Raw genomic sequence first — 20,661 nt, 5'->3', positions numbered from 1 at the left:
AATCGAGATGAGTCCCTACGAAGTCGGTCATTGGATCAGCGGCGCCATCACGCGCGGCAGCGGCGAGCGCCAGCAGGACATCTACAACCCCGCCACCGGCGCGGTGCAGGGCAAGCTGCTGCTGGGCAGCGTGGCCGACCTGGACGCCGCGGTCGCGTCCGCTGCCAAGGCCGCCAAGGCCTGGGGCCAGACGCCGGCACTGGCCCGCTCCCGCGTGCTGTTCAAGTTCCTGTCCATCGTGCAGGACAAGCGCGAAGAACTGGCCGCCGCGCTGGTGCGCGAGCATGGCAAGACCATGCCGGATGCCTTGGGCGAAGTGGCCCGCGGCATCGAGAACATCGAGTTCGCGACGGCCATGCCGCAGCTGCTCAAAGGCGAGTACACCGAGCAGATCGCGCGCGGCCTGGACGCCTGGAGCGTGCGCCAGCCGCTGGGTGTCGTCGCCGGCATCACGCCGTTCAACTTCCCCGCCATGGTGCCCATGTGGATGTACCCGCTGGCCATCGGCTGCGGCAATGCCTTCATCTTGAAGCCCAGCGAGCGCGACCCAAGCGCGTCGCTGTTGATGGCGCAATGGCTGAAGGAAGCCGGCCTGCCCGACGGCGTGTTCAGCGTCGTGCAGGGTGACAAAACAATCGTCGACGCCATCCTCGCCCACCCCGGCATCGCGGCCGTCAGCTTCGTCGGTTCCACGCCGGTGGCCGAGCACATCTACAAGGTCGGCTCGGCCCACGGCAAGCGCGTGCAGGCGCTGGGCGGCGCGAAGAACCACATGGTCGTCATGCCCGATGCGGACCTGGAACAGGCCGTGGACGCGCTGATGGGCGCGGCCTACGGCTCGGCCGGCGAGCGCTGCATGGCGATCTCGGTGGCCGTGGCGGTGGGCGATGCGGCCGATGCGCTGGTGGCGGCGCTGGCACCCAAGGTGGCCGCGCTGAAGATCGGTGAAGGCCATGGCAGCGGCATCGAGATGGGGCCGCTGATCACGCGAGCTTCACAGCAGCGCGTGGAGAAGCTGATCGGCGAAGGCGTGGCGGCCGGTGCGAAGGCCGTCGTTGATGGCCGTGGCCACCGTGTAGCCGGCTTCGAGGACGGCTTCTTCGTCGGTGGCACGCTGCTGGACGGCGTGTCGGCCGACATGAGCTGCTACACCGAAGAGATTTTCGGCCCGGTGCTGTGCGTCGTGCGCGTGCCGGACCTGGCCGGCGCCATCGCGCTGATCGAAGCGAACGAGTACGCCAACGGCGTCGCCATCTTCACGCGTGACGGCCACGTGGCGCGCGAGTTCGTGCATCACATCCAGGTCGGCATGGTGGGCGTCAACGTGCCGCTGCCGGTGCCCATGGCCTTCAACAGCTTTGGCGGCTGGAAGCGCAGCCTGTTCGGCGACCACCATGCCTATGGCCCCGAGGCGGTGCGCTTCTATACCAAGCACAAGGCGGTCATGCAGCGCTGGCCGGATTCCCTGCCCAAGGGCCCGCAATTTGCTTTCCCGCAGAACACCTGAACTCGACGGAAGCTGACCATGAACGATCCGACGCTGAGCAATCCTGACCTGGTCCCGACCACGGCCGCCCAGCGGACCTGGCGCTGGTACCACTTTGCAGCACTGTGGGTGGGCATGGTCATGTGCATCCCGGCGTACACGCTGGCGGCCAGCCTCATCGAGTCGGGCATGAGCTGGAGCCAGGCCGTCGGCACGGTCTTCCTGGGCAACCTCATCGTGCTGGTGCCCATGCTGCTGATCGGCCATGCCGGCGCCAAGTACGGCATCCCATATGCGGTGCTGGCGCGGGCCTCCTTCGGCACGCAGGGCGCGCGGCTGCCGGCGCTGCTGCGGGCGCTGGTCGCCTGCGGCTGGTACGGCATCCAGACCTGGTTTGGCGGCCAGATGATCTACACGCTGGCCGGCGTGCTGATCGGCCACCCGCTCACGGGCGACCCGCTGCCGGGCCTGGGCATCAACGCTGCGCAGCTGGGCTGTTTCCTGCTGTTCTGGGCCCTGCAGTTCTGGTTCGTCGTGCACGGCATCGAAGCCATCCGCAAGCTCGAGACCTACACGGCGCCGATCAAGATCGTCATCTGCTTCGTGCTGCTGTGGTGGGCCTGGGACAAGGCCGGTGGCTTCGGCCCCATCCTCGACCAACCCTCGGCCTTCGTCGAAGGCGGCAAGAAGGCCGGCCAGTTCTCCGCCGTGTTCTGGCCGTCGCTGACCGCGATGGTGGGCTTCTGGGCGACGCTGGCGCTGAACATCCCTGACTTCACCCGCTTCGCCAAGACCCAGCGCGACCAGCTCATTGGCCAGGCCATCGGCCTGCCGCTGCCGATGGGCCTGCTCGCGGCGCTCGCCGTGTTCGTCACGTCGGCCACCGTCGTCATCTACGGCAAGGCGCTTTGGGACCCCGTGGACGTGGCCAGCCGCATGACCGGTGCCGCGGTGCTGATCGCCTTGCTGGTGCTGCTGATCGATACCGTCAGCGTCAACCTCGCCGCCAACCTGGTCGGCCCGGCCTACGACTTCTCGGCATTGGCGCCGGGGCGCATCAGCTACAAGACCGGCGGCATGCTCACGGCGGGCATCGCCATCGCCATGATGCCGTGGAAGATTCTTGAGTCCACGCAGGGCTATATCTTCACGTGGCTGATCGGCTACTCGGCGCTGCTGGGGCCGGTGGCGGGCATCCTCATCGTTGACTATTACGTGCTGCGCAAGACCGAGCTGGTGGTGGAAGAGCTCTACCGCGAAGGCGGCCGCTACAGCTACCGCGGCGGCTGGAACATCGCCGCCGTCATTGCCTTCGCCGTCGGCGTCGCGCCCAACATCCCCGGCTTCCTGAATGCCGCTTTCCCGGCGGCATTCCCCGAGGTCGGCGCGGTCTTCAAGGCCGTCTATACCTATGCCTGGTTCGCCGGTCTAGCACTGGCGGCCATGGTCTACGCCGCACTGATGGCCGGCAAGACCCAACCCCAAACGCTCACAAGGCGCGCGACATGACTTCTTCTCTCTTGATCCGAGGCGCCGTCGTCGTCAATGCCGACGCCGAGTCCCGCACTGATGTGCTGTGCGTCGACGGCCGCATCGCCGCCATCGGCGAACGCGCCGCGCGCGAAGCACCGGCCGGCACCACGACGCTGGATGGCACCGGCCAGTACCTGATCCCCGGCGGCATCGACCCGCACACGCATATGCAGCTGCCCTTCATGGGCACGGTGACGCAGGACGACTTCTTCACCGGCACCGCCGCTGGCCTGGCGGGCGGCACGACGTCCATCATCGACTTCGTCATCCCCAACCCGCAGCAGCCGCTGATGGACGCCTACCAGCAATGGCGCGGCTGGGCCGAGAAGAGCGCTTCCGACTACGCCTTCCACGTCGCCGTGACTTGGTGGAGCGAGCAGGTCCACGCCGACATGGGCACGCTCGTGCGCGAGGAAGGCGTGAACAGCTTCAAGCACTTCATGGCCTACAAGAACGCCATCATGTGCGACGACGAGACGCTGGTGAACAGCTTCAAGCGCGCCCTCGAACTCGGTGCCATGCCGACCGTGCACGCCGAGAACGGCGAGCTCGTCTACCTGCTGCAGGCCGAGGTCGCCAAGATGGGCATCACCGGCCCCGAGGGCCACCCGATGTCGCGCCCGCCGATGGTGGAAGGCGAGGCCGCCAACCGCGCCATCGCGATTGCCGACGTGCTGGGCGTGCCCATCTACATCGTGCACGTCAGCTGCATCGAAAGCGCCGAAGCGATTGCGCGTGCGCGTGCCCGTGGCCAACGGGTCTACGGCGAGGTGCTGGCCGGCCATCTGCTCATCGACGACAGCGTCTATCGCGACCCGTCGTTCGAGAAGGCTGCCGCCTATGTGATGAGCCCGCCCTTCCGCCCCAAGATCCACCAGGAGTTCCTGTGGCGCGGCCTGCAGTCGGGCCAGTTGCACACGACGGCGACCGACCACTGCACCTTCTGCGCCAGCCAGAAGGCCGCCGGCAAGGACAACTTCGCCAAGATCCCCAACGGCTGCGGCGGCGTGGAAGAGCGCATGGCCGTGTTGTGGGATGCCGGCGTCAACTCCGGCCGCCTCACGCCGAGCGAGTTCGTCGCCATCACATCGGCCAACGCGGCCAAGCTCTTCAATATGTACCCGCGCAAGGGCGTCATCGCCGAGGGGGCGGACGCCGACCTCGTGCTGTGGGACCCGGCCGGCATCAAGACGTTGAGCGCCAAGACACAGTTCTCCAGGAACGACTTCAACATCTTCGAGGGCCGCACGGTGCGTGGCATCCCCAGCCACACCATCGCGCAGGGCCGCGTGGTGTTCGCTCGGGGCGAGCTGCGGGCGGAACAAGGCAAGGGTCGCTATCTGAAGCGCCCGCCGTTCGGCCCGCAGTTCGATGCGGCCGCCAAGCGCGCCCACGATCTCGCGCCGACTGCCGTCGCGCGATGAACATGAAGCCCCCACGCTCGCTTCGCTCTCTGCCCCCCGCGGGGGCGCGTCAGCGCCTTCGGGCGGCCGGGCGCCGCTGACCATGCAAACTGTCATCCCTCAGCTGCGCATGACGGATGCGGCGCGAGCGCAAGCCTTCTACATCGACCAGCTCGGTTTCAGCATCGACTGGCAGCACCAGTTCGAGCCGGGACTGCCGCTGTTCCTGCAGCTCACGCGCGAGGGCCAGACCATCTTCCTGACCGGCCACGCGGGCGACTGCGCGCCCGGCGGCGCCGTCTATTTCTGGGTGCCGGATGCCGATGCCGTCTACGCCGCCTTCATTGCCACGGGCGTGAAGCCCGTCAAGCCCATCGAAGACATGCCCTGGGGCGTGCGCGAGTTCCTGCTCGTCGACCCCGACCACAACAAGCTGCGCTTCGGCACCAAACTCTGAGGAGTCCACCATGGACATGCCCACCACCAAGCCCGACATCACCCAACTGCGCGTCAACGGCCAGCGCCTCTGGGACTCGCTGATGGAACTGGCCCAGATTGGCGCCACCGAGAAGGGCGGCGTCTGCCGCCTGACGCTGACCGACCTCGACAAGCAGGGTCGCGACCTCGTCACGCGCTGGGCGCGCGAGGCCGGCATGACGGTCACCATCGACCAGATCGGCAACGGCTTCATGCGCCGTGCCGGCCGCAACAACAGCCTGCCACCCATCATGACTGGCAGCCACATCGACACCCAGCCCACCGGTGGCAAGTTCGATGGCAACTACGGCGTGCTGGCCGGCATCGAGGTCGTGCGCACGCTCAACGACCACGGCATCGAGACCGAGGCGCCCATCGAGGTGGCCTTCTGGACCAACGAGGAAGGCTCGCGGTTCGTGCCCGTCATGATGGGTTCGGGCGTCTTCGCCAAGGCCTTCACGCTCGATCATGCCTACGCGGCGACGGACACCGAGGGCAAGACCGTCAAGGGCGAGTTGGAGCGCATCGGCTACATCGGCGATCAAATCCCCGGCGACCACCCCATCGGTGCCTACTTCGAGACCCACATCGAGCAGGGCCCGGTGCTGGAGGACCATGACAAGACCATCGGCGTCGTTACCGGCGTGCTGGGCATCCGCTGGTATGACTGCGTCGTCACCGGCATGGAGGCCCATGCCGGCCCCACACCGATGGCGCTGCGCAAGGATGCGCTGCAAGTCGCGACCAAGCTGATGCAGGAGGTCGTCGCCTGCGCCCACCGACACCCGCCGCACGGCCGTGGCACGGTGGGCATGGTGCAGGTGCACCCCAACAGCCGCAACGTCATCCCCGGCCGCGTCAAGTTCAGCATCGACCTGCGCAACGCGACCGACGCGCTGTGCGAGGCGATGGACGCCGACATCCGCGCCGTCGCCGCCAAGCTGAGTGCCGACAGCGGCCTGCCCATCGAGATCACGCCCGTCAGCGCCTACCCGGCCCAGCCCTTCCACGCCGACTGCATCGCCGCCGTGCAGAAGGCCGCCGATGCGCTGGGCTACAGCAATATGCGCGCGGTCTCCGGCGCCGGCCACGACGCCGTCTACATGGCGAGGTTGGCGCCCGCTGGCATGATCTTCATCCCCTGCAAGGACGGCATCAGCCACAACGAGATCGAGGACGCCAAGCCCGAGCACATCGAGGCGGGGTGCAATGTGTTGTTGCAGGCGATGCTTGAACGAGCGGGCTGATTGATGTGAGCGCAGGCGCGGGCCGCATCGCGTTGAGGTTCGCCATGCTGGCGATGGCCTGCCCGCTAGCTGCTTTCGCCGCACCTCCCAGCTGCCCCGAAGTCACAGGCAGCTTCACCGTCAACGGCGACCCCGCCGTCGTCAGTGACGCGCTGCGAGCGCTCGGTACCGGTGGCGGCGACGCGGCCGGCGCCAGCCTCACGCTGAGCGGCTCGCCACGGGCCACGCTGCGCCTGAGCGTCATGCCGGCTCGGCCCGATCGATTCAGCCGACCCACCGAGTGGACCTTGAACAACCCTGCAGACTTCCGCTGCGAGGGCGGCTGGCTGGTGCTGAGCCGGCCCGTCACCGCGTCCCGGCGCGTCAGGGACGGCCTGTTCAGCGGTCGCTCCATCGTCCGCCTGGCGCCCGCCGCCGGCGGCGACCTGCAGATCGAGGTGCGCTTCAAGGGCGGGGAGACCACCCGCATCTACAGCTACGACTCGGCCACGATCGACCTCCCACTGCCCTGGTCGCGCGCTGCCGCGACCGACCGGCTGGCGTGGCCCGAGGGCCTGGTGGCCGTGTTCAGACCCGAGCCGGCGCCGGTGGCGGAGCCCGCCCGCGTGGCGGAGGCGCGCCGGCTGCTGGGCAGTACCGGGCTGCGGGTGGGCAACATCGTCGCGGATGAGACGGCCGTGCGCGCCAAGGTCTCGGCCACGCCGCGGGACCTGGTGCGCCTTGAAGACAAGTTGCGGGCGGCGGGGGTGGCCTACGAAGTCCCGGCGTCGCCGGTACAGACCGCCAGCGCCTACGTCGTCGACCTCGTGCTGCCTCAGCGGCCCGGTGCCACCAGCCAGCCCAGCCGCCAGTGGGTGGAGCAGGAGTTGACGTCTTGGCGACACCCGTCCGCGGATGTGAACAAGGTCGACTGTCGCGACGGCGCCTGCATCGCACAACTCGGCCTGAGAAGCGGCTTGAGCGCCGAAGACGCCGTGCAGCGGGTGCGCTCCATGAGCCAGGCCTTCAGCGACGTGCGCGTGCTACCCGGCACCGAGCGCGCCCTCAGTCCCAGCCTGCGGGTCGTCGATGTGCAACTGCGGCCCCGGTAGGCGGCAAGAGCGGGCCCGGCCGGCATGATCTTCATCCCCTGCAAGGACGGCATCAGCCACAACGAGATCGAGGACGCCAAGCCGGAGCACATCGAGGCGGGGTGCAATGTGTTGTTGCAGACGATGCTGGAACGGGCGGGCTGACGCTTCGCTTGAGAATGCGGAATGCAGTGGAGGCGAAAACTGATTTGGTGCGGCAGCGTCGTCCTAGCAGTTGGGCTGCTCTTCGCCGACAACCTTTGGGGCTACTACCGCTTTAAAACCGTGTGCGCGGCCCAAGGGGGAATGCATGGCAACCAATTGCTGGAGCGAGATGCGGGTTGGATGGTTCGTGAAGGCCACGTTGCGAGCGTTCGATACCCATTGAGCTTTGAGGCCGTCAAGTTCGTCCGATATCGCAACGAGCAGGACGGCCTGACCTACGACGTGTACAGGCAGGAGAAGCACACTGTGACTGACCCCGGCTACGTCGAGACCGCGGCGAATCTGAATGAGCCCGTCTTCTACGAGCATCGGTTTCGCTTGGAGGACGTACCGAACGAGCTACGACTGCGCTCTTCATCGCACGAGGTCATCGACTTGAGGACTTCGGAGGTTATTGCCTCTTACAGGACTTTTTTGTTCAGCCAGTTTGAGCAGTCTCGAACGCTTCTCGCGGCGCCTTCGTTGGTCCACTGCCCTGATGACACGCTCCGAATTGATCCGAAAACTGGCAAAAACATGCCTGGCCTGATGGATCAGGCGTTCGCCAGCCTCTTCAAGAAATAGCCCCGGTAGGGCGGGTCGCGACCCGCGCGGATTTCGAATTCGTGATCCGCGGGGCGCCCTACCCCGCCTCAGGCGCGACGGGAATCCTATGAACCTCACAACGCCTTACTTGGTAAGCTACACCCACTCGTTGCCAAGAGCCGCACCATGTCATCCGTCCTCGTCTCCGCCAAAGGCCAGGTGGTTCTCCCCGCCGCCCTTCGCCGGCGCCTCGGCCTTAACCCGGGCGCCCGGCTAGAAATCACCGAAGAGCCCGACGGCCTGAGGCTGCGACTTCAACGCACCGTGTCTACGGCCGCCGCGGGCGATCTTGCCGGCATGGTGACAGCACCTTCACGGGGCAAGCCGCGCAAGTTGTCGGACTTCGATCCAGCCTCGCTGACGACCAAGGCCCGTCGCTGAAGCGCGATGAAGGCCGTCGACACCAACGTACTCGCCCGCTTCTTCGTCAACGATCCCGACGACCCAGAAGCCGGCAAACAGCGCCCGGCCGCCATCCAGGCAATGGCGGGCCGTGCGTTTGTCAGCCTCACCGTGGCGCTGGAATTCGAGTGGGTGCTGAGGGGGTTCTACGAACTCTCGAGCGCCGACGTGATCCGCGTGCTGCGCGCGCTCGCAGGCATGCCAAACGTGCATCTGGAAGGCCGTGACGAGATGCTCACGGCGCTTGAGGCCTGTGAGTCGCACAAACTCGATTTCGCCGACGCGTTGCACGTTGCTCGCAGCGGAAGATGCACGGGCTTCGTGACATTCGACAAGGCCCTGGCCAGGCGAGCCGCGAAAGCGGCACTTGCGGTGCCTGTGAAACTGGCCTGAATCAGGCCCGCCGTACCCGCCATGCCTGCACGACCGCCCAGGCCATCTCCGGCACGATGAACAGCAGCAGCACCGGCGCGCCCGACTGCATCCAGGCCCACCCCATCCAAACGCCGAACAGTACCCGCGCCGCCGCGTCATAGCGGCCGAACTGCTGCGTCGGACCGCGCAGCCGCAGTACCGCCCAGACCATCACGACGCTGCCCATCAGCACCGCGAACAGCGTCTGCATCGGGTCGAAAGGCGGCAGCGGCTGGCCGCCCAGGGCTTGGTTGATGGCGCTCAGCTGCGCCCGGTTCAGCTCGAAGGTCCAGGGCGTCGCAAAGGGCGCGGTGACGATGAGGTCGTAGAGTGCGCTGAACCAGACGACGCGCAGGAAACTGGAGTTGCTGAAAGCAGGCATGGAGAGGCACGAAACAGGGACGTGCGCATGCTCGACCTTGGACCACACTCCAAGGTCAAGCCATTTCGGATGCCCCATGCTCATCGGCACCCTCTCCACACTGACCGGCCTGAGCCGCGACAGCCTGCGCTTCTACGAGAAGCGCGGGCTGCTGCAGGCGCGCCGCGCTGACAACGGCTACCGCGACTACCCCGAGGAGACCGTGCAATGGCTGGGCTATGTGCGCACGGCCCAGCAGCTGGGCTTCACGCTGACCGAGATCGCGGCCGACATGCCCTTGCTCGCCCAGGGTGAAGAGGCCGGCCCGGCGCTGCGGGCGGCGCTGGCGCGCAAACTGGCAGACATCGACGCGCGCATTGCGGCGTTGCAGGGGCTGAGGGCCGAGCTGTCCATGCGGTTGGCCGAGACTCCCGAGACAGGCGCGAGCTGCCCGCTGCGACCTACCGCCTGACCGATCAAGCCACCGCGCTTCTCACGGCCTCGCGCACCAGGCCGTCGAGCTTGCCGGTGATCTGCGTGAACTCTCCCGACACGACCGCGAACTCGCGGCCCGAGGTGCCCGCCCGCGCCGCGACGACCTGGGCGTTGAAGGACACGATGCGCGCATGCCTGGCGATGAGCTCGATGTCGCCCATGACGGCCGTCAGCTGTTTCTTGGCCGAGGCGGCCTGCTGGCGGGCGAGGTCTTCGTAGATCTGGGTCAACCGGTTCAGCGTGGCAAGCAGCGGCGTCGCGGCCTCGACGAGTTCCTCAAGCAGGGCCGGTGCGCTGTGTGCGCTGGCCGAGATGGCCTCGATGGCGCGCCGGGCCAGTTCGATGAAGCCGACGATGCGCTCGTTGGCGCGGTCAGGGCCGAAATAGGCCTGTTTCAGCTCGCCGCCCAGCGCGTCGGGTGACAGCTCGCCCTGCAGCAGCGCCCCATGTGCGTCGCCGAAGGTGGTCAGTGCGTCGCGGGCAATGGTCAGTGCACCGTCGCGGCCCTGCGAGGCGAGCACTGCATAGAGCACGACGCGCTGCGACGTGAAGCGGCGGCGGCCCGACAGGTTGATGGTCTTGCCGAACAGCTCGCCCGCGGTCTGCTTGGGTGCAGCAGACGCCCGCTTTGGTGCATCGGCAAGCGCACGCGTGTGGTGCAACATGAAGGACTCCGTGAACTGGTTCTCGACCGACGCCTCGTACAGCGGGCGTGCCGGTCATGTGACCTCGGGTTTGCACGGAGCGTGCCAGCGCCAGGGACGGGCGCCCTTCAGCGGGGCAAGCCACGTTGCAAACGCTGCGTCGCCAGTGCCAAGGTCTCGTCCCGCTTCGCAAAGCAGAACCGCACATGCCCTCGCTCCTGCGGCTGCTGGTAGAAGACCGACAACGGGATGGCAGCGACGCCGACCTCGGTGGTCAGCCATTTGGCGAAGTCCAGCTCGGACCGATCCGACACCGCGCTGTAGTCCACCGTCTGGAAGTAGGTGCCCTCGCAGGGCAGCAGCTTCAGCGGCGTGGCTTCCAACGCGGCGCGGAAGCCATCGCGCTTGGCTTGATAGAAGTCGCTCAGGCCTTGCCAGGGGGCCGGGTTGGCGAGGTAGGCCGCGATGGCGTGCTGCGTCGGCGTGTGGACCGTGAACACCGTGTACTGGTGCAGGCGCCGGAAGGCCGCACTCAACGCTGGCGGCGCGGCGACGAAGCCGACCTTCCAACCCGTTACGTGAAAAGTCTTGCCAAAGCTGCTGACGAGGAAGCTGCGCTCGCGCAAGCCGGGGTAACGCGCCACGCTCTCATGCGGCGCACCGTCGAACACCATGTGCTCGTAGACCTCGTCGCTGACGATGAAGAGGTCGTGCGCTTCGGCGATGCGCTCCAGCTCGCGCAGGTCCTCGGCGGTCGCGATGCGGCCACTGGGGTTGTGCGGTGTGTTGATCACCAGCGCCCGCGTGCGCGGCGTGATGGCTGCGCGCACCGCCGTCCAGTCGATGCGGTAGTCCAGAGTCATCGGCACGCCGACGGGCACCGCGCCGGCCAGGCGGATGGCCGGGTCGTAGCTGTCGTAGGCCGGCTCGATGATGATGACCTCATCACCTGCGCCAACGCAGCTGTGCAACGCCGTGATCAGGCCTTGCGTGCCGCCAGCCGTGATCGTGATGTCGCGGTCCGCGTCGTAGGCCGAGCCGTAGAGCGCATTCAGCTTGGCGGCCACGGCCTGGCGCAGCGCCGGCACGCCGGTCATCGGCGGGTACTGGTTGTGGCCGGCGGCCATCGCGTCGGTGACGGCCTGCATGAGCGCCGGGTCGGCACCGAAGTCCGGGAAACCCTGGCCGAGGTTGACGGCGCCATGCTCGGCGGCCAGGGCCGACATGACGGTGAAGATGGTGGTGCCGGTGTTCGGCAACTTGGTGGGCAGGACGGGCATGGCGGCAATTCTGCCGGCGCCAGGTTTCAACGCACTGGCGGGCCCAGCAGACAACGCCGCGCCGCCAGCGCGATGGGCAACCCGAACACGAAGCAATGCGCCGCAATCGCCGCCGCATCCAGCTTGGGCGGCCAGAACGGCGTGTGCAGGGCCGACAGCGGCAGCACGACGTTGTTCATGCCGAAGTAGACGACAAAGCCGTAGGCCAGGCCGGCGGCGGTCGCATTGCGCAGCAGGACGGGCAGGCGCAGCGCCACCACGCAGAAGATGGCGGCCCAGATCCATGCGATGCCGTAGTGCAGCGCCACGCCCAGCGCAAAGGTCTCCGGCCCGCCGCCAAAGGCCGCCTCGCGGCCGATAAGGCCGGCGGCGACGCCCTGGAAAACGCGCAGCTTCATGCCGTAGTAGCTCAGCGCAAAGATCAGGTCGCCGGTGCCGGCCAGCAGGCCGCCCCAGAAGATGGCGCGGGTCAGTGGTTTCATGCTCATGTGATGCTCCCGGGCGGGCCCTTGAGTTCGACGACATTGCCTTCGGGGTCGCTCAGATAGATGGACGGCCCCTCGCCTTCGGCGCCGTAGCGGCTCTCGGTCTTGCCGGCTTCGACACCGTGAGAAACCAGGTGGGCACGGATGGCTGCCGCGTCGAAGGGTTCGACGCGCAGGCAGAAGTGGTCCATGTTGCGACCCTCGGCGCCGGGCGCTGCGCCACCCATGCGGCCGAGCTTGCCGTCCACCGGCACGAGGTCGATCAGCGAGTGGCCGGCACGCAGTTGCACCAGGCCGATCTCGTCCTGGCGGCGCTCGATCGAGCAGCCCAGCGTGTCGACGTAGAAGCGCACCATCGTGTCCAGGTCGATGACACGCAGCACGAGGTGGTCAATGCCTTGCAGCTTCAGCATCGCGGCGTTCTCCTTTTTTCGGTGCGCAGCATCATGCCGCGCCGGGCCTGTGCTGAAAGTGACGGCGGGTTTGTCCGGAGTAACGAAAGGGCCTGCCCACGCTCAATAGAGGCATGCAAACCCCGCAGGCCCTCACACCATGCTGCCCGGAATGAGCTGGCTGACCCGCCTCGGCTTTGTCGCGCCGGCCGCTTCGGCGTCAGGGGACGAGGCCGCCCTGATGGCCCGCGTGGCCAATGGCGATGCCGATGCGCTGGCCCTGCTCTACCGGCGCGAGAGCGGCTCGGTGTATCGCTACGCGCTGGCCCTGGCCGGCGACGAGGCCACCGCGCTGGACGCCGTGCAGGAGGCTTTTGCCCAGCTGCTGCGCGGCCCGCAGGCTTACCAGCCCGGCCGCGGCTCGCTCGGCGCCTACCTCGCCGGCATGGCCAGGCACCAATTGCTGACCCAGTGGCGCGACGCACGCCGCCACGTGCCGCTGGACGACTCGCTCGACACCGACGACACCGCCGAGCTCATGCCGAGCAGCGACACGCGTTTGAATCAAAACCAGCAGCAGGATGGCCTCTGGGCCGCCATCCGCCGGCTGAGCTGGCCGCAGCGCGAGGCCATCGTGCTGGTGGACCTGCAGGAGCGCAGCTACGACGACGCCGCGGCGATTGCCGGCGTCAGCGTCGACGCGCTGCGCACCCGCCTGCACCGCGCCCGCCAGCGGCTGGCCGACCTGCTGGCCGTGGGAGAACGACCATGAGCATCGACAACGACACGCCAGCCTGGCTGCTGCCAGCCCGCGCGGACTTTTCCAAGCTGCAACCCGGCGCGGAACAGGACGCCGCCGTACTTGCCTGCTTGGCCGAGCAGCAGCACCTGCTGCGCGTGCGCCGCATGGCGGCTGAAAGGGCCGAAGCCCATGAGCCGCGCTGGCTGCGCCGTCTCGCCTGGGGCAGCGGCGCGCTCGGCGCCACGGCCGCCGTGCTGTTGAGCGCCATGCTTTTGCTCGACCCGCCGGGCAGCCAGACCGCCCAGGCCGCCACGGCCGGCAGCGGCTTCATCCCGCTGGTGTCCGAGCGCGAGTTCCAGGCCGCGCTGACGGCCGAGCGCAGCGCCGCCGTGTGGCTGCAGCCCACCGAACTGCCGCGCGAGCGCCTGGCGCTGCTGGGCCTGCCCTTTGACGCCGCACGCGCCGACGAAACGGTGCGCGCCGAACTGATGCTGAACCCGAGCGGCCAGGTGCTGGCCGTGCGCATCCTGAATTGACTTGACGACGGAGAACGACATGAAGAAACCCATCACCGGCCTGGCGCTGTTGGCCCTGGCGGCCTCGGCCACCGCGCTGGAGGCCGACCGCCTGATCGAGCGCGATTTCGAACGGGATATCGAGCGCAGCGTGCAGATCGCCCTGTCTGACATGCCCGTGCGCATCGCTTTGGGCGACCAGGCCTTGAGCTTCGCCGGCCGCGAGCTGGAGAGCGAGCGCGTCGTCAGGGGCGCGCCCTACTGCGCCACCGCCGTGCACGAGAACGTACAGACGCTGGGTGACGGCAACCGCATCGTGCGCAAGCAGCAAAGCCAGCTCTGCCGCGACGGCGAGGGCCGCACTCGCCGCGAGGTGCAGCGCGAAGGCGGCCCCAAGGCCATCTACCTGAACGACCCGGTGGCCAAGGAGAGCTGGGTCGTCTACCCCGACCAGAAACGCGTGCAGCGACTGCGCAGCAACGCGGCCTGGGCGCCTGGCGCCGACGCGGCGGCCCATGCCGCCTGGGAAGCTTCGATGCAGGACTGGGGCGAGCGCATGAAGGAACAGGCGGCGCGCTGGAAGGAATGGGGAGGTCGGGTCGCCGAGCGGGCGCGCAGCGTGGATGCGGAGCGCGTGCGCGCCCGGGCGATGGCCGGTGAGCCGGGCATCGTCATCGAGCAGGAGCTGATGACAACACCCGCACCGGGTGCCAGCGCCGTCGAGCGTCGCCGTGAGCTGCGCGTCATCCGCGCCAGCGAAATGCCCGCGCCGCCTGCCATGCCCGCCCCACCCACACCGCTGATGGTGCCCACGCCGCCGGTGCCGCCCATGCCGCTGCTGCTGCCTGGCCCCATGCTGCCGCGCGAAGGCGGCACGACGACGGCACTGGCGCCCAAGGAGATCGACGGTCTCAAGGTCACCGGCGAGCGCACCAGTTGGACCATCGAGGCCGGCAAGATCGGCAACGAGAAGCCCATCGTCAGCACGCGCGAGGTCTGGCGCAGCCCCGAGCTAATGCTGACCGTGCAGAGCCGCGACGCCGACCCGCGGGTGGGCGAACAGAACTACCGGCTGGAGAAGATCAAGCGGGGTGAGCCCGACCCGGCGCTGATGAAGCCGCCGGCGGAATTCAGCGAGAGCCCGCGGCGCAGCGCCAAGCCAGCAAGCGCGCCGAACCGCGCCTCCTGAGGCTCAGGCCGCCGCCAGCATCTGGCTGAAGAACTTCTCGCCGCTGACGCGCGGCTTGTAGGCCGACACGGCCTTGGCAATCGCCGCGATGTGGTCGGGCGTGGTGCCGCAGCAGCCGCCGGCGATATTCAGGAAGCCGGCCTTGGCGAACTCGCCCACGAGCCGCGCGGTCACGTCCGGCGTCTCGTCGAAGCCGGTGTCGCTCATTGGGTTGGGCAGGCCGGCGTTGGGGTAGCAGCTCACCGCCACGTCGCCCGCCACCTTGGACAGCTCCTCGATGTAGGGCCGCATCAGCGTCGCACCCAGGGCGCAATTCAGGCCGATGGCGATGGGCCGGGCGTGGCGCACCGAGTGCCAGAAGGCGGTCACCGTCTGGCCGGACAGGATGCGGCCGGAGGCGTCGGTCACCGTGCCGGAGATGATGACGGGCAGGCGCTCGCCGGTGTCTTCCATCAGCTCGTCCAGCGCAAAGATGGCGGCCTTGGCATTGAGCGTGTCGAAGATGGTCTCGACCAGGAAGAGGTCGCATCCGCCTTCCAGCAGCCCCTTGGCCTGCTCGTAGTAGGCGGCCCGCAGGGTGTCGAAGTCGACGTTGCGTGCGCCCGGGTCGTTGACATCGGGGCTGATCGACGCGGTGCGGGGCGTGGGGCCCAGGGCGCCTGCCACATAGCGCGGCTTGTCGGGCGTCGAGTACTTGTCGCAGGCCGCGCGGGCCAGCTTGGCGGCCTCGACGTTCATCTCGTAGGCCAGGCCGGCGAGGTCGTAGTCCTCCTGGGCGACCGAGGTCGCGCCGAAGGTGTTGGTCTCGATCAGGTCGGCGCCGGCGGCGAGGTATTGCTCGTGGATCTCGCTGAGCACGTCGGGCCGCGTGAACATCAGCATCTCGTTGTTGCCCTTCAGGTCCTTGTGGTGGTCCTTGAAACGCTCGCCGCGGTAATCGGCCTCGACCAGCTTGTAGCGCTGGATCATGGTGCCCATCGCACCGTCGAGCACGGCGATGCGTTGCTGGAGCAGGGCGGGCAGGCCCTGGGCGCGGGTGTAAGCAATGGACTTCATGCCGCCATTTTCGCAGGCTCCGGACGCACGAACCGCTGGCATGGCTTCTCGGCCGATGCCGTCGCCAGCGATCACGGCGATGTTCTGCGTCACTGCTCGTCGTTGAAAAAAGCTTGCGCCTCGCCCAGCACCACCTCGGGCACTTCTTCGGCGATGTAATGGCCGCTGTCGACGGCGCGGCCGCTGACGTGTTCGGCCGCCGCCTGCCAGAGCTTGAGCGGGTCAAAGCAACGCCCCACCACGCCATTGGCGCCCCACAGCACACGCAGCGGCGGAATCACACGCCGGCCCGCGGCGCGGTCGGCACGGTCGTGTTCGAGGTCGATGCCGGCGCTGGCACGGTAGTCGGCGCAGACGCCCGCGGCCGAACCCGGTCGCACCATACAGCGCTCGTATTCCGCCCAGGCCCGCTTGTCGAAGAAGCCGCTGCCGCGCCGGCCCATGCCGTCGCGCAGATAGGCGATCGGATCAGCCTCGATCAGGCGCTCCGGCAGCGGCGCCGGTTGGATCAGGAAGAACCAGTGCCAGTAGGCACGCGCAAAAGGCTCGGTCGTGCCCTCGTACATGGCCAGCGTGGGCGCGATGTCCAGCAGCATCAGTCTTGTCACAGCCTGGGGGTGGTCCAGCGCCAGCCGGTGGGCCACGCGCGCGCCGCGGTCATGGGCGAGCACGGCGAAGCGCTCATGGCCCAGGGACTGCATCAGCGCGATGGCATCCCGCGCCATTTCTCGCTTGGCATAGGCCGCGCTGCCCTCACCGGCCGGTGGGCGGTCGCTGTCGCCATAGCCGCGCAGGTCCATCAGCACGACGCGTCGCGTCTTCGCCAAGGTGGGCGCAACCCGGTGCCACATCGCCATGGTCTGCGGGTGGCCGTGCAAAAGCAGCAAGGGCGGTCTGCCGGATGCCGACGGGCCGCCCTGGCGGGCGAACAGCGTGACGCCGTCGCGCTGAACGGTTAGCGGTTGGAAGTCGGCCCACATCGTGGACCGATTCTGCCGCCACCTTCAGTTGTCCGCGGCGCAGTGCCGGTGCCGCAGCCGACGGGGTCAACATCTTGCGGGCCGAGCGCTGGGCCGCTCCCGAGCCGGCCCGCGCTGGCGATGTGCTTGCGGTTCGATGCCGCAAGCATCGCCGCCCCCCGGGGGCTGAGGCCGGACACATGGCGCCCAGTGGGCGCCATGTGCCTGCCGAAGGGCTGCGGCACTGCCGCAGCGCGGTCTGCAAGACCGGTCGGTCGCACCGCGTTCAGCGGTGTGCGGCCGGACGAGGGGCTGCATGTCAGGCCGTGCGCAGGAAGTAGAGGTTGGCGCTGCCACGCGTCAGCAGCACGAAGCCACGCAGAGCCGGCACGTAGCGCATGCGGTTCTGCAGGCCGCTGCCGTTGTCGGGGGTGGGCGCGATCTTCTGGCTGCCACCATTGAGCAGGCTCATGTCCCAGACATTGCTGTCATTGGGCGTGACGACGTAGACACGGCCCGCCGCTTCGCCCTGGCCGCTGTAGAACAGGAAGCGGTCACTGTCCGGGTCATAGTCCATCGCCGCATAGCTCGGCTTTTCGTTCTGCCATTGCGTCAGCGCGCTGCTGGCGTTGAATGTGACGGCGATCTGCTGGCCGCTGCCCAGCGGAACGCGGCTGGCCACCATGCGTTGCGGGTCGAAGCCCTGGCCGTCGCCCCATTGCAGGCAGAACATCTGGTTGCGTCGCGCATCGAAGGCGATGGGCCAGCGCACCGCGTCACCCACGGGGTTGGTGACGAGGTCCGTCCACTTCTTATCGACGGGCGACCACTTTTTCAGGCCGGTGCTGACAACCTCGCCGGTCGCGCGGATCTGCGCAGCACCGTAATAGCCCGAGGGCATGTCGGCCCAGGTGCCGGCCTTGTCCCAGGTGTTGGTGTCGAGGTTGAAGGCGTCGACCTTGGCAAAGTCCCAGGATGAACCGTACACACCGCGCGCACCGAACAGCATCAGGCGGTTGATCTGCGGAATGAAATGAGCCGTGCTGTAGATATGGCGCGACGACGGCATGCCATCGGTGTAGTGGGCAACATTCTGCGCGTAGCTCTTGCTGGCCGCCAAGCGCACCTTCCAGGTCGGCGCGTCCGACGCGAGGCTGATGGAGACGACCCGGTTGTCATAGGAATCGGTATGGCCACCGGCCGCCGCGATGATGATTTCGCTGGTGCGGTCGTTGATGGCGATGCCGCTGTAGGCATCGACTGCCGCGCCGCCGGCGCCAGCCGTGCCGGGGATCTCGAACCAGGTGTTCAAGGGCTTGCTGGCCAGCCAGGTTGGAATGACCCGCGCCGGCGCCACCGACCAGACCGGCGCGCTGTTGAAGGCATCTCGCAGCGCCGGATAGTTGCTGGCCGAAATGAGGCGCTGGTAGGCGGTGGCGGCGCCGTCGACGCCATGCCTGACTGCATAGGCCATGGCCGTCGTCAGGTTGCCCCAGGCCGCGCGATCGCCCGGCATGATCTCGCCCGCCAGCTTGCCTTCAACGGCGCCGAACCAGGCCGGTAGGCTGGCATAGCTGGCCAGGTAGACGGCCGCATCGTTGGGATACCAGGGTCCCTTGCCGGTCTGGAAGTCGGGCACCGCAACAGGCGAGATGCTCATGGTGTACACGGCCGCATTCACGTACCAGAAGCCGGTGGCCGGCCCCAGGCGCATGACGGCGCTGCGCGCCTTCCAGCGGAAGAAGGCCGCGTGCTTGGTTTCGACGGCCGCCGGTACCGGCAGACCCATGGACAACGAGTAGCCGAAGGCGGCGGTGACGAAGTCCTGCTGCCAGACCGCACCGAACTGCATGATGTTCTCGTAGCCCTCGCCCGGCTGGATCCAGCCATAGGGGTTGTTGGGCTGGGCGACGTAGACGGCGTGGAAGTTCTCGATGTTGGACTGCACGCAGTTGATGAACTCCTGGCGCAGCGTGGTGTCGTCGTCCGGCGTCACGTTCAGCGCCTGCGTCAGAGCGCGCCACTGCCACGCAGCGGAACGGGTCTGCCAGCCGCCGAAGCAGGACTGCACCAGGCCTTGCGAGCCACGGCGCATATTGGGCTCGTCGGCCTTGCTCAGGTAGTTCAGCGTGGCGGCGAACTGCACCTGCTCCATGAAGTACCAGCGGCCCGTGACCAGATAGGCCATATAACCCACCGACGGGCTGTGGGCGCAGTCCCAGCGCGGCGACTGCGTGCCGGTAGGCTGGGGCGTGAACTGGCTGCGCGTTGAACTGCCGAGGTCGCTGACGCGGCTGTCCTTGTGCAACACCAGGTTGGGGTACTGGGAAAAGCGGATCGGGCGCTGCGTCTTCTCGTCGCGATAGAACAGCGGATAGCGACCTGCCGCGAAGCCGTTGCGCACCACGGCCGCATAGGTGTTGCTGCTTTCGCAGGTCAGATAAAGCGCGTCATGCATCGGCAGCAGGCCGATGGGTTCCTGGTAGCCGGTGGCCGCCATGGAGTCGCCTGCGTAGGTGAAATTGGCCTTGTCCAGCGGCGTGTAGCTGGTCACCAGCCACTGGGCGACGGCGCCATTGGCGTCCACGCGGGCGCTGTAGGTCGGCACCTGCTCGGTGGCCTGCAGATAGGCCAGGTCATGGCGCGGCGTCACGTCGGGGTCGGTGCCTAGCCAGTAGGACAGGGCCGTGCCGTTGATCAGCGCCGTGCGGCAATGGTGGGACAGGTCGATGGTGGCCGAGAAACGCTGCGTGCCATTGATCTTGAAGGTGTAGGTCGCCGCCTTGCTGGTCGGGCCCGCCACCATCAGGTAGCCGTTCTCGATCCAGGGCAGCACCTCGACAGCGCCGCCAGCGAACAGGCGCACCTCCAGCCAGGCCACCAGGTGGGCGTCACTGCCCACCGGCTTGCGGAAGACCCAGGACGACATCTGCGCGCCACTGACCCAGGTGGCCTGCGGCGCATCCCAGTCGGCGGCGCCAAAGCTGGCCGTGCCGAGGCTGCCGGCGCCAACCTCGGCGGTGATGCCAGTTTTCTTCAGGTCCGCAACGGTCAGCAGCGCAGCGCTGCCAGCGCTGGCTGCAACGCGACGCAGCCGCACGGTCAGCAAGCTGTTGGCCGTCAGGTCGGCAAAGCCGGCGATCTGGGCGAACTTCAGGGAGCCGTCAGGCCAGGTCGTACGTGGTGTGACCTGCAACACAGACAGGCTAGAGCCCACCGTGCTGCCCGCCGGGATGTCGCCGCGCTTGAAGGCGAAGCCCAGGCTGAAGGGCGCCTTGGCTTGCGTCTTGGTACTGACCAAGCTGAACTGCATCGCGCCAGTAAACAGGCCGAGCGTCGGAGTGGCCACAGGTGCGGGGGCCGGAGCTGGAGCCGGGGGCGGAGCCGGAACGGGTGCGGGGGCAGGAGCGGTCGTGGGCAGCTTGATCACCGAAGCAGTGACGGTCGCTCCGTCCGACGCAGTCGCCTCGGCCATGGCCTCTCCCCCTCCACCACCGCAACCGGCCAAGGGAACAGCTCCGCCAAGAGCGGCTGAATACTGGAGGAATTTACGGCGCTGGGGGTCAGTCATGGAAAAGCAATCCTTAGCAGCGAACGTCGCTGCACTTCGGTACTAGGGGGGTGGCCTAGGGGGGCGGAACGGATTCTGATGGCAGGCCCTGACGGGACCGTGGCTAAACGTTACGAACTAGGGGGCGCGG

The 20,661-nt window shown here is 67.8% G+C and carries 21 protein-coding genes and 1 pseudogene; 14 read left to right on the top strand and 8 right to left on the bottom strand.

What is annotated here, in order from left to right:
* The first annotated feature begins 7 nt into the window (after positions 1–7).
* The 10 genes and pseudogenes from ASC91_RS03475 to ASC91_RS03440 all read left to right on the top strand — a co-directional run bounded on the left by ASC91_RS03475 (position 8) and on the right by ASC91_RS03440 (position 8,821).
* Positions 8–1,507 carry a CoA-acylating methylmalonate-semialdehyde dehydrogenase gene (locus ASC91_RS03475; protein WP_056192137.1) on the top strand — a complete coding sequence of 500 codons (1,500 nt, stop codon included), beginning with the start codon at positions 8–10 and terminating at the stop codon, positions 1,505–1,507.
* 18 nt (positions 1,508–1,525) lie between these two features.
* On the top strand, positions 1,526–2,995 hold the full coding sequence (locus ASC91_RS03470) for an NCS1 family nucleobase:cation symporter-1 (protein WP_056192134.1): 1,470 nt from the start codon (positions 1,526–1,528) through the stop codon (positions 2,993–2,995).
* Complete coding sequence (gene hydA / locus ASC91_RS03465) at positions 2,992–4,443, top strand: dihydropyrimidinase (RefSeq protein ID WP_056192131.1); 1,452 nt, start codon at positions 2,992–2,994, stop codon at positions 4,441–4,443. Before ASC91_RS03470 ends, hydA begins: the two co-directional genes overlap by 4 nt.
* Before the next feature lie 82 nt (positions 4,444–4,525).
* Positions 4,526–4,879, top strand: coding sequence for a VOC family protein (locus ASC91_RS03460; RefSeq protein WP_056192128.1), 354 nt, complete (start codon positions 4,526–4,528; stop codon positions 4,877–4,879).
* A gap of 10 nt (positions 4,880–4,889) precedes the next feature.
* Positions 4,890–6,146 carry a Zn-dependent hydrolase gene (locus ASC91_RS03455; protein WP_056192125.1) on the top strand — a complete coding sequence of 419 codons (1,257 nt, stop codon included), beginning with the start codon at positions 4,890–4,892 and terminating at the stop codon, positions 6,144–6,146.
* 5 nt (positions 6,147–6,151) lie between these two features.
* Positions 6,152–7,237: a hypothetical protein gene (locus tag ASC91_RS03450; RefSeq protein ID WP_056192122.1), complete on the top strand. Its 1,086-nt coding sequence runs from the start codon at positions 6,152–6,154 to the stop codon at positions 7,235–7,237.
* 3 nt (positions 7,238–7,240) lie between these two features.
* Positions 7,241–7,381 (top strand): annotated as a pseudogene (locus tag ASC91_RS29195) (Zn-dependent hydrolase); the annotation flags it as partial.
* Between the two features lie 21 nt (positions 7,382–7,402).
* The gene (locus ASC91_RS03445) at positions 7,403–8,005 is read left to right on the top strand and encodes a hypothetical protein (RefSeq protein WP_056192119.1); all 603 of its coding nucleotides are present in this window, start codon (positions 7,403–7,405) and stop codon (positions 8,003–8,005) included.
* A 147-nt stretch (positions 8,006–8,152) separates the two neighbouring features.
* Positions 8,153–8,407 carry an AbrB/MazE/SpoVT family DNA-binding domain-containing protein gene (locus ASC91_RS28685; RefSeq protein ID WP_082532378.1) on the top strand — a complete coding sequence of 85 codons (255 nt, stop codon included), beginning with the start codon at positions 8,153–8,155 and terminating at the stop codon, positions 8,405–8,407.
* A 6-nt stretch (positions 8,408–8,413) separates the two neighbouring features.
* On the top strand, positions 8,414–8,821 hold the full coding sequence (locus ASC91_RS03440; protein WP_056192117.1) for a type II toxin-antitoxin system VapC family toxin: 408 nt from the start codon (positions 8,414–8,416) through the stop codon (positions 8,819–8,821).
* 1 nt (position 8,822) lies between these two features.
* On the opposite strand, the gene ASC91_RS03435 is transcribed toward ASC91_RS03440, so the two are convergent.
* On the bottom strand, positions 8,823–9,224 hold the full coding sequence (locus ASC91_RS03435; RefSeq protein ID WP_056192114.1) for a hypothetical protein: 402 nt from the start codon (positions 9,222–9,224) through the stop codon (positions 8,823–8,825).
* Between the two features lie 76 nt (positions 9,225–9,300).
* Between ASC91_RS03435 and ASC91_RS03430 the strand changes: the two genes are divergently transcribed.
* Complete coding sequence (locus ASC91_RS03430) at positions 9,301–9,675, top strand: MerR family transcriptional regulator (RefSeq protein ID WP_056192111.1); 375 nt, start codon at positions 9,301–9,303, stop codon at positions 9,673–9,675.
* Between the two features lie 4 nt (positions 9,676–9,679).
* Here the strand turns inward: ASC91_RS03430 and ASC91_RS03425 are convergent, their stop codons facing one another.
* The 4 genes from ASC91_RS03425 to ASC91_RS03410 form a co-directional block, all read right to left on the bottom strand.
* Entirely contained in the window at positions 9,680–10,363 is a 684-nt protein-coding gene (locus tag ASC91_RS03425) for a type IV pili methyl-accepting chemotaxis transducer N-terminal domain-containing protein (protein ID WP_056192108.1), read from the bottom strand.
* Positions 10,364–10,470: 107 nt separating this feature from the next.
* Positions 10,471–11,622: a methionine aminotransferase gene (locus ASC91_RS03420; protein WP_056192105.1), complete on the bottom strand. Its 1,152-nt coding sequence runs from the start codon at positions 11,620–11,622 to the stop codon at positions 10,471–10,473.
* Positions 11,623–11,648: 26 nt separating this feature from the next.
* The gene (locus tag ASC91_RS03415) at positions 11,649–12,104 is read right to left on the bottom strand and encodes a hypothetical protein (protein ID WP_056192103.1); all 456 of its coding nucleotides are present in this window, start codon (positions 12,102–12,104) and stop codon (positions 11,649–11,651) included.
* A 2-nt stretch (positions 12,105–12,106) separates the two neighbouring features.
* Positions 12,107–12,520, bottom strand: coding sequence for a VOC family protein (locus ASC91_RS03410; protein WP_056192100.1), 414 nt, complete (start codon positions 12,518–12,520; stop codon positions 12,107–12,109).
* Between the two features lie 151 nt (positions 12,521–12,671).
* Here ASC91_RS03410 and ASC91_RS03405 point away from each other — a divergent pair, with 151 nt between their 5' ends.
* The 3 genes from ASC91_RS03405 to ASC91_RS03395 are packed head-to-tail and all read left to right on the top strand — an operon-like array spanning position 12,672 to position 14,945.
* Entirely contained in the window at positions 12,672–13,271 is a 600-nt protein-coding gene (locus ASC91_RS03405) for an RNA polymerase sigma factor (protein WP_056192097.1), read from the top strand.
* A complete protein-coding gene (locus ASC91_RS03400) occupies positions 13,268–13,777 on the top strand; it encodes a hypothetical protein (protein ID WP_056192094.1) in 510 nt (169 codons plus the stop codon). Before ASC91_RS03405 ends, ASC91_RS03400 begins: the two co-directional genes overlap by 4 nt.
* A 19-nt stretch (positions 13,778–13,796) precedes the next feature.
* Positions 13,797–14,945, top strand: coding sequence for a hypothetical protein (locus ASC91_RS03395; RefSeq protein ID WP_157281077.1), 1,149 nt, complete (start codon positions 13,797–13,799; stop codon positions 14,943–14,945).
* 3 nt (positions 14,946–14,948) lie between these two features.
* Here ASC91_RS03395 and ASC91_RS03390 read toward each other — a convergent pair whose 3' ends face one another.
* The 3 genes from ASC91_RS03390 to ASC91_RS03380 form a co-directional block, all read right to left on the bottom strand.
* Positions 14,949–16,001, bottom strand: a complete 1,053-nt coding sequence (locus tag ASC91_RS03390) for a homocysteine S-methyltransferase family protein (protein ID WP_056192651.1) — start codon at positions 15,999–16,001, stop codon at positions 14,949–14,951.
* An 89-nt stretch (positions 16,002–16,090) separates the two neighbouring features.
* Positions 16,091–16,981: an alpha/beta fold hydrolase gene (locus ASC91_RS03385; RefSeq protein WP_056192087.1), complete on the bottom strand. Its 891-nt coding sequence runs from the start codon at positions 16,979–16,981 to the stop codon at positions 16,091–16,093.
* A gap of 298 nt (positions 16,982–17,279) precedes the next feature.
* Positions 17,280–20,273 (bottom strand): hypothetical protein, encoded by a 2,994-nt coding sequence (locus ASC91_RS03380; RefSeq protein ID WP_056192085.1) that lies wholly within the window; start codon positions 20,271–20,273, stop codon positions 17,280–17,282.
* Positions 20,274–20,661 lie beyond the last annotated feature (388 nt).

Source organism: Pelomonas sp. Root1237 (genome assembly GCF_001425055.1).
Classification (GTDB): domain Bacteria; phylum Pseudomonadota; class Gammaproteobacteria; order Burkholderiales; family Burkholderiaceae_C; genus Pelomonas.
The sequence above is the reverse complement of the archived record's forward strand: the minus strand, read 5'-3'. Positions and strand labels throughout refer to the sequence as shown.

Coding starts and splice junctions, on each gene's coding strand:
- ASC91_RS03410 (WP_056192100.1), bottom strand. CDS start 12,520: ATGCTGAAGCTGCAAGGCATTGACCACCTCGTGCTGCGTGTCATCGAC.
- ASC91_RS03470 (WP_056192134.1), top strand. CDS start 1,526: ATGAACGATCCGACGCTGAGCAATCCTGACCTGGTCCCGACCACGGCC.
- ASC91_RS28685 (WP_082532378.1), top strand. CDS start 8,153: ATGTCATCCGTCCTCGTCTCCGCCAAAGGCCAGGTGGTTCTCCCCGCC.
- ASC91_RS03435 (WP_056192114.1), bottom strand. CDS start 9,224: ATGCCTGCTTTCAGCAACTCCAGTTTCCTGCGCGTCGTCTGGTTCAGC.
- ASC91_RS03460 (WP_056192128.1), top strand. CDS start 4,526: ATGCAAACTGTCATCCCTCAGCTGCGCATGACGGATGCGGCGCGAGCG.
- ASC91_RS03405 (WP_056192097.1), top strand. CDS start 12,672: ATGAGCTGGCTGACCCGCCTCGGCTTTGTCGCGCCGGCCGCTTCGGCG.
- ASC91_RS03425 (WP_056192108.1), bottom strand. CDS start 10,363: ATGTTGCACCACACGCGTGCGCTTGCCGATGCACCAAAGCGGGCGTCT.
- hydA (WP_056192131.1), top strand. CDS start 2,992: ATGACTTCTTCTCTCTTGATCCGAGGCGCCGTCGTCGTCAATGCCGAC.
- ASC91_RS03415 (WP_056192103.1), bottom strand. CDS start 12,104: ATGAAACCACTGACCCGCGCCATCTTCTGGGGCGGCCTGCTGGCCGGC.
- ASC91_RS03385 (WP_056192087.1), bottom strand. CDS start 16,981: ATGTGGGCCGACTTCCAACCGCTAACCGTTCAGCGCGACGGCGTCACG.
- ASC91_RS03445 (WP_056192119.1), top strand. CDS start 7,403: ATGCAGTGGAGGCGAAAACTGATTTGGTGCGGCAGCGTCGTCCTAGCA.
- ASC91_RS03440 (WP_056192117.1), top strand. CDS start 8,414: ATGAAGGCCGTCGACACCAACGTACTCGCCCGCTTCTTCGTCAACGAT.
- ASC91_RS03395 (WP_157281077.1), top strand. CDS start 13,797: ATGAAGAAACCCATCACCGGCCTGGCGCTGTTGGCCCTGGCGGCCTCG.
- ASC91_RS03400 (WP_056192094.1), top strand. CDS start 13,268: ATGAGCATCGACAACGACACGCCAGCCTGGCTGCTGCCAGCCCGCGCG.
- ASC91_RS03380 (WP_056192085.1), bottom strand. CDS start 20,273: ATGCAGTTCAGCTTGGTCAGTACCAAGACGCAAGCCAAGGCGCCCTTC.
- ASC91_RS03430 (WP_056192111.1), top strand. CDS start 9,301: ATGCTCATCGGCACCCTCTCCACACTGACCGGCCTGAGCCGCGACAGC.
- ASC91_RS03390 (WP_056192651.1), bottom strand. CDS start 16,001: ATGAAGTCCATTGCTTACACCCGCGCCCAGGGCCTGCCCGCCCTGCTC.
- ASC91_RS03475 (WP_056192137.1), top strand. CDS start 8: ATGAGTCCCTACGAAGTCGGTCATTGGATCAGCGGCGCCATCACGCGC.
- ASC91_RS03420 (WP_056192105.1), bottom strand. CDS start 11,622: ATGCCCGTCCTGCCCACCAAGTTGCCGAACACCGGCACCACCATCTTC.
- ASC91_RS03455 (WP_056192125.1), top strand. CDS start 4,890: ATGGACATGCCCACCACCAAGCCCGACATCACCCAACTGCGCGTCAAC.